Source organism: Streptomyces sp. NPDC039736 (genome assembly GCF_055596485.1).
This window is the reverse complement of sequence record NZ_JBVIUQ010000001.1, coordinates 283,602-297,027: the sequence shown is the minus strand read 5'-3', so window position 1 is coordinate 297,027 and position 13,426 is coordinate 283,602. Positions and strand designations below refer to the sequence as shown.

Genomic DNA, 13,426 nt, shown 5'->3' with positions numbered 1-13,426 from the left:
TCCCGCAGGCGGTACGGGTGAGCGGGGCCCCCGGTCCCCCCGGACCGGGGGTCCCGCCCGTGTCGGGCGGTCCTCAGGAGTAGCGGGTCACCAGCCCCTTGCGCCGGAAGGTGCGGAGCATCCGGCGCAGGGCCAGCAGGCTCAGCAGCATCAGCACCGCGGTCCCCCCGGCGGCCGGCGCGAACTCGCCCCACGGCATCGGCTTCCCGGCGGCCAGCGTGCGGCCGACGGCGAAGACGTGGGTGGTGGGCAGGACCTGCGCGACGGGCTGGAGGACCGTGGGCAGGGTGGTGATCGGGTAGAAGACGCCGGACAGCGGCATGACCACCGAGAGGGCGCCCCACACCAGGGCCTCGGCCCCGCTGCCGTACCGCAGGACGAGCCCGACGACCAGCAGCGCCACCGCCCAGCCCGAGGCGAGGAGCAGGGCGGCCACCGGGATCAGCCCGAGGCCCAGGCGCGTGACGTCGAAGGCGTACGCGGCGAAGGCGAGGGCGGCGACCGCGACGGTGCTGGCGGCCGTGCGCACCAGGGCGAACAGGCCGACGCCCGCCAGGTACTCCCAGTCCCGCATCGGGGTGGCCAGCAGGCCCAGCACGTTGCGCGACCAGGTTTCCTCCAGGAAGCCGGTGGCCAGCGAGATCTGGGTCTGGTGCACGAGGTGCCACAGGACGGTGCCGCTGAGCAGGTAGACGGCGACGGCGGTGGCGGCGTTCGGCCCGTCCCCGGCCGCCTCGGCGGCGAAGAGTCCGATCGAGCCGTACAGCAGGGTGTCGACGAGCGGCCAGACCAGCACGTCGAAGAAGCGGTGCGGGCTGCGCTTGAGCACCAGCCAGTGGCGGCGGGCGACGGCCCGCACCCGGTGGGCGGAGGCGGCGGCCGGGGAGCGGAGGGCGGGGCCCTCGGTGTCCGGGAACGGGGTGCGGGTGGGGCTGCTGCTCATGGGGTGGCCGCCGTTTCCCGGGCGCGGTCCCGGCGGGCGCGGTCCTCGTCCCGTTCGGCCGCGAGGTGGAGGAAGACGCCTTCGAGGTCGTCGCGGCCGAAGGCGCGGGCGACGCCCTCGGGGGTTCCGTCGGCGGCGATGCGCCCGCCGTGCAGGAAGACGACGCGTTCGCAGAGGCGCTCGACCTCGGTCATGTCGTGGCTGGTGACCAGGAGGGCGGTGCCGCGTTCGGCGGACAGGGCGAGCAGGGCGGTACGGACCCGCAGGGCGATGTCCGGGTCGAGGGAGGCGGTGGGCTCGTCCAGGATCATCAGGCGCGGCCGGTGCAGGGCCGCCTTGGCGATGCCGACCAGGGTGCGCTGGCCGCTGGAGAGCTGGGTGCCGATGGCGGCGGCGAGGTGGCCGATGCCGAAGCGTTCCAGGGCTTCGGAGACCGCCGACCGGGGGTCGCGCAGCCCGTACAGGTCGGCGTACAGGCGCAGGTACTCCGAGACCCTGACCCGGTCGGGCAGCGGGAGGTAGCCCGCGACGAAGCCGACGCCCCGCATGGCGCGGGCCCGTTCGGCGGGCAGCCGGTGGCCGAGGATCTCCACGCTGCCCGCGTCGGGTTCGACCGCGCCGAGGCTCATCAGGAGGGTGGTGGTCTTGCCCGCGCCGTTGGGGCCGAGCAGCCCGAGGCGCTCGCCCGCGCGGACGGTGAGGGAGACGCCGTCGACGGCGCGGCCCCGGGCGTACTCCTTGACGAGGTCGCGGGCCACCAGGACCGGCGGGCGCGCGTCGGCGGGCGTCAGCATGCGGACTCCAGGGACCAGACGAGTTCGGCGCGCAGCGGGCCGGTGCGGGAGAGGAAGTTGCCGTGGTCGGCGGCGACCGGGGCGAGCTGGGAGCCGTAGCACTGGGCGGCCGCGCGCTTGGCGGCCCACTGGGCGTCGTCCGGCACCAGGTGGTGGTGGACGGTGGTGCGGTGGGCGCGCAGCAGTTCCTGGTAGGCGAGACCGCACATCGGGCTCTTCGCGAGGGCCTCGCCGGCCCGGTCCGTGCCCCACTCCGGGAGGTGGCCGGTGTACGGGAGGTCGGCGTAGACGCGGGGCAGGGGGGCGCCGAGACGGTCGAGGGCCCGGGAGGCGCGCAGCCGGACGTTCTCGTGGTCGGTCTGGTTGCTGCCCAGGGGCGCCCAGACGTCGGTTCCGGCGGGGAGCCCGGCCAGGAAGGCGTCCAGGCCCGGGAGTTCGGGGCCGTCCGCGTAGGGGCCGTCGGGGTGGTCCAGGACGATCTGCTCGACGCCGATCATCGCCAGGGCGGCGGCGTCCTCGGCGACGCGGGCCCGGTGCGCCTCCCGCGCCGACGAGAAGCCGCAGGCGGCGTCCCACCAGGAGACGGGCGCCCCGGGCGGGGGCGCGCCGCCGTGGACGGTGACCACGGCGGTCGGTCCCGGCAGGCCCGCCAGGGTCGCGGCGAGGGAGAAGACGGCGTCGTCGAAGTGCGGGGAGAGGACGACGGTGTGCCAGGGGCGGGGCGGGGTGTGGGGCATCGGGATTCCTCCGGGGCGTTGCGGGCGCGGGAAGCTCAGGACGTGGCGGCGGGCCAGAGGGCGGCCGGGTCGAGCGCGGCGAAGACGCGGTCCCAGTCGGCGTCGGAGCCCTGCCACCGGCCGGGCGCCTCGGGGACGGTGTCCCAGACGACGCCGGGCGGCAGCGCGGCCACGCTCGCGGGCGGGGTCCGGCGCAGCCAGAGCACGGCGGACCGGTGGCCCGGAAAACGCTGGGCCAGCAGTTCCGGCAGCCGGGCCACATCCGCGTCGGTCAGCTCGTCGAAGGCGTCGTGGTGGACGTACAGCGTCCGCTCGCCCGAACGGGTCCGCGTCCGCCATCTCTCGGCGAGGCTGAGGAACTTCTCCCGTACGGCGGGGAGTTGACGGTCGATGTCCGCCTGGGTGAGCCGGTCGCCGGCGGCCGGGCGGAACTCGTGGAAGAAGCGGACGCCGGTCCCCCGGTCGTGCGCGCAGCGCCCGTCGCTGAACGGCTCGGAGCCGCCGGGCAGCAGCACGTCGCGGAAGTCGGTGTCCAGGAGGGCGAGCACGGACGCGTAGTCCAGGTCGAGCCAGTCGAAGAAGTGGGCCCGCGCGTCGCCGGTGATGCGGCGGATCTGGTGGGTGGACTCGCAGTGGTAGCCGAGGCCGACGCAGGTGTCGTAGGGCGGCGCGGGCGGTTCGGGCAGGGTGTCGTGGCGGGGTTCGGGGTGCTGCGCCGGGGTCACGTGGCTCTCCGGGGTGGGGTACGAGGGGGTCGGGGTGCGGTACGGGGCGTGGCGGGCCTCTTCCGGGACGCGGGGCCGTGCGGGGCGCGCCCGTGGGGGCCGGAGTGCGCGGCGGCCGGAGCGGGCTCGGCGGCCCGCCCGCTCGCACAGGCGCGCGGAGCCCGCCCGCACGGCGCGCGAACGCGGTCCGGGGCGCACGGTCAGGCCCGCAGGGGGCCCGTCCAGCGGCGACCGGTCAGCAGTTCGGCGGCCGCCACGGCGTTGGCGAGTCCCGCGCCACGGGTCAGCAGCGTCGGCGCGTCCGGCAGGGGCACGGGCGTCAGGCCCATCTCAACGGCCAGCAGACCGGGGCGCCTGGCGCGGAGAGCGGCCAGCGTCTCCTGCTGCCAGGGGTCGCGCACGGCGTCCCGGACGACCACGACGACCGGCGCACCGGCGTCGTCGCCGTCGGGCAGCCCGATCCGGTGCGGGTCGGTGCCGGGCTCGACGTCGGTGGCGGAGCCCAGGGCGCCGAGGCGCTCCAGGCTCCGCGCGAGGCCCCAGGGCGCTTCGCCCACCGCCAGGTTGGCCCCCACGGCCAGCCGCAGGACGTGGACGGGGGCGGCCACGGGGAGCGCGGGGAGCGCCGCGCCGGCCAGCGCCCTGCGGGCCGCGACCAGGCCGACACCGGCAGTGGTGCTGGCGGTGGCGGCAGGCGTGGGGGCCTCGGCGGTGGCGCGGGGGGCGGCCCAGGCCCGCAGTGCGGCGATCCGGGCGGCTGCCTCCTCCAGCCGGTCGATCGTCAGCTCGCCCGTCTCCAGGGCCCGTTCCACCGCCGCGTGCACCTCGGGGAGGATCTTCTCGCCGTCGGTGGCGCCGAGCAGGACCAGGTCGACGCCCGCCGCCCAGGCGAGGACGGCCGCCCCGCCGAAGCCCCAGCGGTCGAGGATCGGGGCCATCTCCAGTGCGTCGCTGATCACGACGCCGTCGTACCCGAGCTCCTCGCGCAGCAGACCGGTGACCACGCGGCGGCTCAGGGTGGCGGGCAGGCCGTCCACCTGGGGGACGCGGATGTGTCCCGTCATCACGGCCTTGGCTCCCGCGTCGAACCCCTCGACGAAGGGCGGCAGTTCGAGGGCGCGGAGCTCGTCGAGCGAGCGGGGTATGTCCGGCAGCCAGGAGTGGGAGTCCGTGCCGGTGTCGCCGTGGCCGGGGAAGTGCTTGAGGGTGGCGGCCACGCCGCGCCCCTGGAGGCCGGCCACGAAGGCACGGGTGTGCCGGGCGACCAGGTCGGGGGACGCGCCGAAGGACCGTACGCCGATGATCGGGTTGCCGGGGCGGGAGTTGACGTCCGCGCACGGGCCCAGGCAGAGGTTGACGCCGGTTTCGAGGAGGTCGTCGGCGACGGCCTCGGCGACCCGGCGGGTCAGGGCGGGGTCGTCCACGGCGCCCAGGGCGTGGTTGCCGGGGTAGACGCTGCCCCGGTGGTAGTCGACGCGGGTGACGTCGCCGCCCTCCTCGTCGAGGGCGATCAGGGCGTCGGGGCGTACGGCGCGCAGGGGGTCGACGATGTCCTCGCGGAGGGGGCCGCCCGGAGGGAGGAGGTTGGTGCCGAAGAGGCCGACCCCGGCGAGGCCCTGGTCGAGGGCGTGCTTGACCCAGTCGGGCGGGGTGCGGCCGTCGTAGGCGGGGAGGAGGCAGGCGTTCACCAGGGGGACGAGGGCATGGCGGGTCATGACGGGTCACCTTCGGGAGGGAGGAGTGCGGGGACGCCCGGCCCCGGCGTACGCGCGGCGGCGCGGCGGGCGCGCGCACGGGGGCACACGGGCGGGCGCGGCGGCGCGGTCCGCCCGACGGAAGGGGCGGTGCGGGGCCCTGGTTCAGCGTGCGGTGGCGTTCCGGCGCAGTGCGATTCCCGTGCTGCCGCGCTTGCTCAGGTAGGCCCGGCCGCCGCACACCGGCTCCAGGGCGGGGGCGACGAGCACGGTCTCGTCCACCTGGGTCCAGCGGGTGCTTCCGGCGAGCCACGGGCGGACCCGTTCGGCCAGTGCGGCGGGCTCCAGGGCGAGGAGTACGAGATCGGTGGGGAGGTCGTCGAGGAGGTCGAGGTCCTGCCCGTAGTAGAGCATCTCGATCAGGAGGTACGCCGTCCCCGGCAGCCTGCGCGTCGCCGCCAGCGCTTCGAGGGCGTCGCCGTGCACGCGAACGGTGTCGTAGCCGGTCTCCGGGCGTCCGGCGAGCCGGTCGCGGAAGAGCGCGTTGGGTTCGGTGGCGTCGATCTCGTAGCCCTTGGCGGCGAGCCGTGCGGTGAGGGCGCCTTCGCACGCGCCGACCTCGACGAGCGGCCCCTCGGCGGGGGCCCGGTGCCCGGCGACCCACAGGGTGGTGGCTTCGAGCCGGGACCTCTCGTAGGCGGAGGTCTCGAACTCCCACGGGTCGGCGACGGTGGCGGCCTCGTCGTCGAGACTGGCGAGCAGGGCGAAGAGCCCCTCGCGCTCGCGGGCCCCTTCCGTGGTGAAGAAGCGCTCGGCGGCCGGGACCCGCGCGGTGTAGACCACGAACTCGGGTGAGTCGGTGCTGAGCAGCGGCGCGCAGTGCCGGTTGACGAAGTCGAGTTTCGCGGCGACCAGGGCGCGGTCCAGCGGACGGTCCTCGTCACTGACGAACTGGAGGTACGGGGAGTAGCCGACCGCGTGCCGCACCGGCAGTCCGTGGTCGCCCGCGGCCACGTCGCGTCCGATCCGGCCGCGGCCGCGGCGGTTGTCGGCGGGCGAGTGGGTCCAGACCCGGGCGGCCCGGCCCTCGGCGGCTTCGCGCAGCAGCCGGGAGAGCGCTTCGGGGCCGGGCGGGTCGCAGGGCGCGTCGGGGGCCCTTACGTGCGGGGCGAGGGCGGCGAGCCGGTCGGCGAGGGAGTCGCCGGGCGCCAGGTCGATCCACTGCCGCGTGTCGCAGCACAGCACCCGCACCGTCCCGCCGCGCGACCCTTCCACGGGGTCCGGAGCCGCCCGGCCGGAGTGTTCCCCGGCCTCCTGGTCCGCCGAAGCGGAACCCCGGGTCACGGAGAGGAAGTCGAGGACGGCGTCCTCGGCCCGCAGTACCACCACTAAGTCCATTACAGGGAGCACGTCATGCACGGTCTATCCCGTCGATCGGCACAGCACAGCAGAAAACGGCAGGTCAAAGCGGTATCGCACGTCCAGAACGGGCGATCTGGTGGCGAGCCTAAGCGCTACCGAGCAGTATGGTCCAGACCAATTTTCCGGCCGTAAAAGGGAACCGAAAGGCCCTGAATCCCGTACGGGTGAGCCGAGTCGGAACCCTCCCGCGCGGGCCGGGCCACCGCCGCCCGCACCCCGCCGCCATCGGTGCACCGGCGACTTTCCGCCACCCCCGGCGCCCGATGTCCGCCGACGCGGAGTGTGACCTTCGCCGCTTGGGCCGTGGGGACTGGGCAGCATGGTTACCCGCAAGTAGCATGACCTTGTACGGGCCCGCCCACCTCGGCGTACCCGCATACCGGCAGCAGCACCACCCCGCACCCCGGAGGAGAGCCAATCGTGCCTCGTACCGTCAGGGACGTCGTCTTCGTCGACGGCGTCCGCACCCCGTTCGGCAAGGCGGGCCCGAAGGGCATCTACCACGAGACCCGGGCCGACGACCTGGTCGTGAAGGCGATCCGGGAGCTGCTGCGCCGCAACCCGGACCTCGACCCCGCGCGCGTCGACGAGGTCGCCATCGCCGCGACCACCCAGATCGGCGACCAGGGCCTGACCCTGGGCCGTACCGCCGGAATCCTGGCGGGGCTCCCGACCTCCGTCCCCGGCTTCTCGATCGACCGCATGTGCGCCGGCGCGATGACCGCCGTGACGTCCGTGGCGGGCGGCGTGGCCTTCGGCGCGTACGACATCGCCCTGGCCGGCGGCGTCGAGCACATGGGCCGCCACCCCATGGGCGAGGGCGTGGACCCCAACCCGCGCTTCGTCTCCGACAAGCTGGTCGACGAGTCCGCCCTCTTCATGGGCATGACCGCCGAGAACCTGCACGACCGCTTCCCGGGCATCTCCAAGCAGCGCGCGGACGAGTACGCGGTGCGCTCGCAGGAGAAGGCCGCGAAGGCGTACGCCGACGGCAAGATCCAGGCCGACCTGGTCCCCGTGTCGGTGCGCCGCACGAACGCCGAGGCGGGTGAGACGGGCTGGGGCCTGGCCACCGCCGACGAGCCGATGCGCCCCGGCACCACGCTGGAGTCGCTCGCCCACCTCAAGACCCCCTTCCGCCCGCACGGCCGGGTCACCGCGGGCAACGCGGCGGGCCTGAACGACGGCGCCACCGCCTCCCTCATCGCCGCCGAGGACGTCGCCCGCGAGCTGGGCCTCCCGGTCAAGATGCGCCTGGTGTCGTACGCCTTCGCGGGCGTCGAGCCCGAGGTCATGGGCATCGGCCCGGTCCCGGCGACCGAGAAGGCCCTCGCCAAGGCGGGCCTGTCGATCGAGGACATCGGCCTGTTCGAGATCAACGAGGCCTTCGCCGTGCAGGTGCTGGCCATGCTGGACCACTTCGGCATCCCCGAGAACGACCCGCGCGTGAACCAGTACGGCGGCGCGATCGCCTTCGGTCACCCGCTGGCCTCCTCCGGCGTGCGTCTGATGACGCAGCTCGCCCGGCAGTTCGAGGACCAGCCGCACGTCCGCTACGGCCTGACGAGCATGTGCGTCGGCTTCGGCATGGGCGGCACGGTCATCTGGGAGAACCCGCACTTCAACGGAGGCGACGACAAGTGAGCACCACCACCGCCGAGCTCCTGAAGGGCGCGGCCGAGCTGTTCCCGGACGAGGTCGTCACGCAGGCGCACGTACGCCACCTCGAACTCCCGAGCGGCGCGGGCAACTTCGCGCTGATCACCCTGGACAACGGGCTGGACCACACCAAGCCGACCACCTTCGGACCGCAGTCGCTGGCGAACCTGAACCGCGCCATCGACCAGGTCGAGAAGGAGGCCGCCGAGGGCACGATCGTCGGCATCGGCATCACCGGCAAGCCGTTCATCTTCGCCGTCGGCGCGGACCTGAAGGGCGTCGAGCTGCTCGGCCGCCACGAGGACGCGCTCGCCATCGGCAAGGGCGGCCACGACGTGTTCCGCCGCCTCTCGCACCTCGCCGTCCCGACCTTCGCGTACTACAACGGCGCGGCGATGGGCGGCGGCGTCGAGGTCGGCCTGCACTGCTCGTACCGTACGGTCTCCACCTCGATCGCGGCCTTCTCGCTGCCCGAGGTCTTCCTCGGCCTGGTCCCGGGCTGGGGCGGCTGCGCGCTGCTCCCCAACCTGATCGGCGCCGACAAGGCCGTCTCGGTCATCATCGAGAACTCCCTCAACCAGAACCGCCAGCTCAAGGGCGGTCAGGTCTTCGAGCTCGGCATCGCCGACGCGATCTTCGAGGGCGCCGACTTCCTGGAGCAGTCGCTGCTGTGGACCTCCGCGGTCCTGCGCGGCGAACTCCAGGTCCAGCGCCCGGAGATCGACCGTGGCGAGGCCTGGGACGCGGCGGTCGCCCGCGGCCGCTTCATCGCGGACTCCAAGGTGCACGGCGCGGCCCCGGCCGCCTACCGCGCGCTGGACATCATCGCCGCCGCCAAGTCCGGCGACCTCTCGGCCGGCTTCGACGCCGAGGACCAGGCCCTCGCGGACCTGATCATGGGCGGCGAGCTCCGCTCCGGCATCTACGCCTTCAACCTGGTCCAGAAGCGCGCCAAGCGCCCGGCCGGCGCCCCGGACAAGAACCTGGCCCGCCCGGTCACCAAGGTCGGCGTCGTCGGCGCGGGCCTGATGGCCTCGCAGCTCGCGCTGCTCTTCCTGCGCCGCCTCGAAGTGCCGGTCGTGCTGACCGACATCGACCAGGAGCGCATCGACAAGGGCGTGGGCTACGTCCACACCGAGATCGAGAAGCTGCGCGGCAAGGGCCGCATCAACCAGGACAAGGCCAACCGCCTCAAGGCCCTGGTCACCGGCGTCCTGGACAAGGCCGACGGCTTCGCCGACGCCGACTTCGTCATCGAAGCGGTCTTCGAGGAGATGTCGGTCAAGCAGCAGGTGTTCGCCGAGGTGGAGGCGGTCGCCCCCGCCCACGCGATCCTGGCCACCAACACCTCCTCCCTCTCCATCTCGGAGATGGCCTCGAAGCTCCGGCACCCCGAGCGGGTCGTCGGCTTCCACTTCTTCAACCCGGTCGCGATCCTCCCCCTGCTGGAGATCGTCCGTGGCGAGCAGACGGACGACGCGTCGCTGGCCACCGCCTTCGGCGTGGCCCGCAAGCTGAAGAAGACCGCCGTCCTGGTCAAGGACGCCCCGGCCTTCGTGGTCAACCGCATCCTGACCCGCTTCATGGGCGAGATCCAGAACGTCATCGACGAGGGCACCCCGGTCGCCGTCGCCGAGAAGGGCGTCGAGCCCCTCGGCCTGCCGATGTCGCCGCTGGTCCTGCTGGAGCTGGTCGGCCCGGCCATCGGCCTGCACGTCTCGGAGACGCTCCACCGCGCCTTCCCGGACCGCTTCACGGTCTCCCCGAACCTGGCCGCCGTGGTCAAGGCCGGCAAGCGCGGCTTCTACGTCTACGACTCGGGCGCCCCGGTCCTGGACCCCGAGGTCGCCGCCCTCCTGAAGCAGGGCGACACCGTCCTCACCGAGGAGCAGGTCCGCGACCGCGTGATGCTCGCCGTCGCCGAGGAGATCGGCCTGATGCTCGCCGAGGGCGTCGTCGCCGAGCCGCAGGACATCGACCTGTGCCTGATCACGGGCGCCGGCTGGCCCTTCCACTTGGGCGGCATCACGCCGTACCTGGACCGCGAGGGCTACGCGGAGCGCGCGACCGGCAGGAAGTTCCTGGCGCCGGGCGTGGCGAGCGTGCCCGCGTAGTGCGCTGAAGTGCCGTGGGGCCGTGCGGAGCTGGTTTCCGCACGGCCCCTTCGTCATGACCGTTCGCCGTGACCGGCAGGCCCCGGAACGGGAGGCAGCCGCCCCTCTTCGCGCGGACGGGTCAGACGCGCGTCCAGGCCGCCAGGGACAGGCCCTTCTCGTCGGTGCGCCGACGGGCGATGTGCAGGCTGCCGTCCGGGGCGATCGCGGAGACGACCACCCGGCCCGCCGCGTCCACGGCCAGGGCGGGCGGGCCCACGCACTCCGGGCCCGTCGGGGTCCACCACAGGCCCTCGTCCTCCGCGAGGGTGCGGCAGGCGGCCACGGCCGGGCGGCCGTCGGCGGCGCGGTGGGCCAGGACCGTGCAGTCGTGGCCGTCGAGGGGCGTGCGCAGGACCGCGAGCGGTGCCGCGTGGGTGGTGGCGGGCTCGCTGCCGTGCAGGAGGGCCGCGGGACGGCCCGGGTGGTGGGCGGAGAAGGCCGTCGCCGGGGGCCGCCGGCTCGCCGTGCCGGACTCCGTGTCGGCGTCCGTCGCCGTACCGGGCTCCGTATCGGCGTCCGTCCCGGAGCGCGGGGGCGTGAGCGCGTAGTACGTGAGCTCGTCCTCCGTCGTCTCCAGGCCGGTCAGCGTGCCCGGCGACGCGGTGAAGGGCAGCGGGACCGGCGCGGAGAACGCGGCGCCCGGGGCGGGCTGGGTCCAGTGCAGGATGGTGTTCTTCGTGGTCACCGCCAGCAGGTCCACCCGGCCGGACGCGGTCGGGGTCGCGGTCAGCGGGATCTCGCAGCCGGCCCCCTTCAGGTCCCGCCAGCCCTCCCACTTGCCGTTCGCCGCCTGCCGCCGCATGAGGACGCCGCCGAAGCCGTTCCGTACGAACACGTGCACCGCGCCCGCCGCGCCGACCGCGACCGCGGGCAGGCCCATCCGGGCCACCCGGGCCGGGTCCTCGTACGGATGGCTGCCGAGCGAGTACCACGCGGCCAGCGGGCGGCCCGACTGGTACTGCGTCGCGTGCACGTACTCCACGGAGCCGTTCGCGAGCCGTCGCCGCCCCACCACGTGCACGAAGCCGTCCGGGCCCTGCGCCACGGCCAGACCCTCCGTGTCCGGTGCCGCGAAGACCTCCGGGCCCCGCCAGTCAGGACCGCCGGGCCGGGTCTCGGTCCAGCGCAGCAGCGCGCCGTCCGCCGCCACCGCGTACGCGGTGAGCCTGCCGTCCTTGCCGCTCAGCAGCCAGCTCCGCCCCGCCACCGGGCCGGACGCCGGTCTCCCGGCCCCCTCCGCGCTCTCCAGCCCCATCGTCGCCCGCCCTGCCTTCCCCGCCGTCCGTTCAATTATTCGAACCAAGGATAGGCGGCCGGTCCGGCACTTCCCGCCGTGGGACGCTGGGCCCATGACCTCCACCCCGCCCGCGTCCCCCGCCCCGCTGCCGCTGCTCGTCGTCGACGCGGCCAACGTCGTGGGGTCCGTCCCCGACGGGTGGTGGAAGGACCGGCACGGAGCCGCCGAACGTCTGCGGGACCGCCTGCCGGTGTACGCGGCGGAAGGCGTCGCCGGGCGGCCGGGGCCGGTCGAGGTCGTGCTCGTGGTCGAGGGCGCGGCCAGGAAGGTGGAGCCGGTGCCCGGGGTGCGGGTCGTGGCGGCCGCCGGCAGCGGGGACGACCGCATCGTCGAGGTCGTGGCCACGCGTGAGCCCGCCGGGCGGGACTGCGTCGTGGTCACCGCCGACCGCGAGCTGCGGCGCCGGGTCGAGGCGTACGGCGCGGAGTGCGTGGGGCCCCGTACCGTACGGGGCTGAGCGCACCCTGCTCGGGCGGGCGCCCGTGGTCAGCGGGCGCGGGCGTACAGGACCGCCCCGTCCACCGTCGCCACCCGTACGTACTCCTCGGCCAGGATCGACCGGAGCGTCGGCATCCGGTCCGGGCCGTACGGCTTGCCGCGGGAGTCGTCGACGATCAGGGGCGGGCGCCGCTCGGCGAGTTCGCGGCGCAGGACGGGCCAGCTCCCCTCGACGCCGTACCGCTCCCCCACCAGCGAGCCGTCGCGGCCGCCGCTGAAGTTCGTCAGCAGGCCCGCGGTCAGGTAGCGGCTCGCGGGGGCGCGGTCGGCCAGCCAGTACGTCTCAGGGTGCATGCCCCAGATCAGTACGGGGTCGGCGGCCGACGTACGGGAACGGACGGCGTCGGCGAGGCGCTGGGCGTGCGCGAGTTCGGGCCGGGGGGCGAGGAGGCCCCAGGCCAGGAAGGCCGCGCAGGCGCAAGCGAGCGCGGTCAGCGCGCCGGTGGTCCAGCGGCGGGGCAGGGTCCGCAGGGCCGCCGTGCCGAGCAGGGCGAGCGGCGGCATCAGTTGGAGGTAGTAGTGGCCGAAGAAGTGGAATCCGGTCATGACGGCGACGGCGGACGCCGCGAGCCACAGCCACAGGTCCGCGCCGGGTGCCCGCCACCGGCGTACCAGCGGGACCAGCAGGCCGAGACAGGCGGCGGCCAGGATGCCCGCGTTGCCGAGGCCCCGGCCGAGCGCGTGCAGCCCCGACCCGGTCAGGTCCGCATACGAACCGGAACCCGTGACCACCCAGAAGAGGAAGCGCGAGGGGCCGGTGAGGAGGGCCACGGCGGCGACGGGCACGACGAAACCGGCGAGGGCGCGGGTCAGGGCCCGTGCCCGCCGTGACGCGCCCCAGGCGAGCCAGAGCACCGGGAGGAGCACCGCGCCGCCGGTCTGCTTGGCCAGGAACGCCCCGGCGGTGGCCGCACCGGCCCAGACCCAGAGGCGGCGGTCGGCGCACCACACGGCGAGCGCGGTGAAGGGCAGCGTGAAGAGGCCGAAGGAGGCGGCCTGGGTGTCCTCGGGGTGCAGCCCGACGGAGATCAGCAGGAAGGCGGTGCCCGCCACCGCCCCCGCGCGGTCGCCCCATCTGCGGCGGGCCAGCGAAGCGAGGAGGGCGGCGGTCGCGAACAGGGCCAGGATCGCGAGGACCTTGAGCGGGAGGAGGGAACGGTCGCCGAAGAGGCCGAGGGCGGCTTGGTACAGCCAGGGGACGAGGGGGGGCTTGCGGTCGACGACGGTGTCGTACAGGACTCCTCCGGCGGCGAGCCGGCCCGCCTGCACCGCGAGGAAGCCCTCGTCGGGGTTCCAGAGGGGGTGGCGGAAGGAGGGGATGCGGGTGAGCGCCGCGAGGAGGAGGAGCGCCGGAAGGAGCCTCCACCAGTAGGTGTGCGGGGTCGGGGGTGCGGGCGCGGTCGCGGGCTCGGCGAGCATGGGCCCAAGTTATCCGCCCCCGGGAGCGGGACGCCCGGGAGGGTGCCGGGGCGTCCCGGCCGGGGGCGGGGAACGGCGCGTC

Annotated in this window: 11 protein-coding genes; 3 read left to right on the top strand and 8 right to left on the bottom strand. The window is 74.7% G+C overall.

Annotated features, from left to right (window positions below; genetic code table 11):
* Positions 1 to 73: 73 nt before the first annotated feature.
* The 6 genes from ACZ56L_RS01235 to ACZ56L_RS01210 form a co-directional block, all read right to left on the bottom strand.
* The gene (locus ACZ56L_RS01235) at positions 74 to 943 is read right to left on the bottom strand and encodes an ABC transporter permease (protein WP_468683292.1); all 870 of its coding nucleotides are present in this window, start codon (positions 941 to 943) and stop codon (positions 74 to 76) included.
* Positions 940 to 1,737: an ABC transporter ATP-binding protein gene (locus tag ACZ56L_RS01230; protein WP_345217654.1), complete on the bottom strand. Its 798-nt coding sequence runs from the start codon at positions 1,735 to 1,737 to the stop codon at positions 940 to 942. The genes ACZ56L_RS01235 and ACZ56L_RS01230 overlap by 4 nt, the downstream gene beginning before the upstream one ends.
* Positions 1,731 to 2,474, bottom strand: coding sequence for a PIG-L deacetylase family protein (locus ACZ56L_RS01225; protein WP_471060227.1), 744 nt, complete (start codon positions 2,472 to 2,474; stop codon positions 1,731 to 1,733). Before ACZ56L_RS01225 ends, ACZ56L_RS01230 begins: the two co-directional genes overlap by 7 nt.
* Positions 2,475 to 2,509: 35 nt before the next feature.
* On the bottom strand, positions 2,510 to 3,199 hold the full coding sequence (locus tag ACZ56L_RS01220) for a papain-like cysteine peptidase (RefSeq protein ID WP_380836571.1): 690 nt from the start codon (positions 3,197 to 3,199) through the stop codon (positions 2,510 to 2,512).
* Positions 3,200 to 3,399: 200 nt separating this feature from the next.
* Entirely contained in the window at positions 3,400 to 4,914 is a 1,515-nt protein-coding gene (locus ACZ56L_RS01215) for a glycoside hydrolase family 3 protein (protein ID WP_471060223.1), read from the bottom strand.
* 144 nt (positions 4,915 to 5,058) lie between these two features.
* Complete coding sequence (locus ACZ56L_RS01210; RefSeq protein WP_468683300.1) at positions 5,059 to 6,291, bottom strand: hypothetical protein; 1,233 nt, start codon at positions 6,289 to 6,291, stop codon at positions 5,059 to 5,061.
* Between the two features lie 444 nt (positions 6,292 to 6,735).
* Here ACZ56L_RS01210 and ACZ56L_RS01205 point away from each other — a divergent pair, with 444 nt between their 5' ends.
* Together ACZ56L_RS01205 and ACZ56L_RS01200 are read left to right on the top strand one after the other, a co-directional pair.
* Positions 6,736 to 7,959 (top strand): thiolase family protein, encoded by a 1,224-nt coding sequence (locus tag ACZ56L_RS01205; RefSeq protein ID WP_345217646.1) that lies wholly within the window; start codon positions 6,736 to 6,738, stop codon positions 7,957 to 7,959.
* A complete protein-coding gene (locus ACZ56L_RS01200) occupies positions 7,956 to 10,088 on the top strand; it encodes a 3-hydroxyacyl-CoA dehydrogenase NAD-binding domain-containing protein (protein WP_471060218.1) in 2,133 nt (710 codons plus the stop codon). Before ACZ56L_RS01205 ends, ACZ56L_RS01200 begins: the two co-directional genes overlap by 4 nt.
* 121 nt (positions 10,089 to 10,209) lie before the next feature.
* Here ACZ56L_RS01200 and ACZ56L_RS01195 read toward each other — a convergent pair whose 3' ends face one another.
* Entirely contained in the window at positions 10,210 to 11,385 is a 1,176-nt protein-coding gene (locus tag ACZ56L_RS01195) for a DUF8189 domain-containing protein (RefSeq protein WP_471060215.1), read from the bottom strand.
* Between the two features lie 94 nt (positions 11,386 to 11,479).
* Between ACZ56L_RS01195 and ACZ56L_RS01190 the strand changes: the two genes are divergently transcribed.
* Complete coding sequence (locus ACZ56L_RS01190) at positions 11,480 to 11,884, top strand: PIN domain-containing protein (RefSeq protein WP_471060212.1); 405 nt, start codon at positions 11,480 to 11,482, stop codon at positions 11,882 to 11,884.
* 29 nt (positions 11,885 to 11,913) lie between these two features.
* On the opposite strand, the gene ACZ56L_RS01185 is transcribed toward ACZ56L_RS01190, so the two are convergent.
* Positions 11,914 to 13,344 (bottom strand): glycosyltransferase family 39 protein, encoded by a 1,431-nt coding sequence (locus tag ACZ56L_RS01185; RefSeq protein WP_471060209.1) that lies wholly within the window; start codon positions 13,342 to 13,344, stop codon positions 11,914 to 11,916.
* Positions 13,345 to 13,426 lie beyond the last annotated feature (82 nt).

Excerpts from the sequence above, each read along its gene's own strand:
- ACZ56L_RS01235 (WP_468683292.1), bottom strand. The coding sequence starts at position 943 with ATGAGCAGCAGCCCCACCCGCACCCCGTTCCCGGACACCGAGGGCCCC.
- ACZ56L_RS01230 (WP_345217654.1), bottom strand. The coding sequence starts at position 1,737 with ATGCTGACGCCCGCCGACGCGCGCCCGCCGGTCCTGGTGGCCCGCGAC.
- ACZ56L_RS01225 (WP_471060227.1), bottom strand. The coding sequence starts at position 2,474 with ATGCCCCACACCCCGCCCCGCCCCTGGCACACCGTCGTCCTCTCCCCG.
- ACZ56L_RS01215 (WP_471060223.1), bottom strand. The coding sequence starts at position 4,914 with ATGACCCGCCATGCCCTCGTCCCCCTGGTGAACGCCTGCCTCCTCCCC.
- ACZ56L_RS01210 (WP_468683300.1), bottom strand. The coding sequence starts at position 6,291 with ATGGACTTAGTGGTGGTACTGCGGGCCGAGGACGCCGTCCTCGACTTC.
- ACZ56L_RS01195 (WP_471060215.1), bottom strand. The coding sequence starts at position 11,385 with ATGGGGCTGGAGAGCGCGGAGGGGGCCGGGAGACCGGCGTCCGGCCCG.
- ACZ56L_RS01190 (WP_471060212.1), top strand. The coding sequence starts at position 11,480 with ATGACCTCCACCCCGCCCGCGTCCCCCGCCCCGCTGCCGCTGCTCGTC.
- ACZ56L_RS01185 (WP_471060209.1), bottom strand. The coding sequence starts at position 13,344 with ATGCTCGCCGAGCCCGCGACCGCGCCCGCACCCCCGACCCCGCACACC.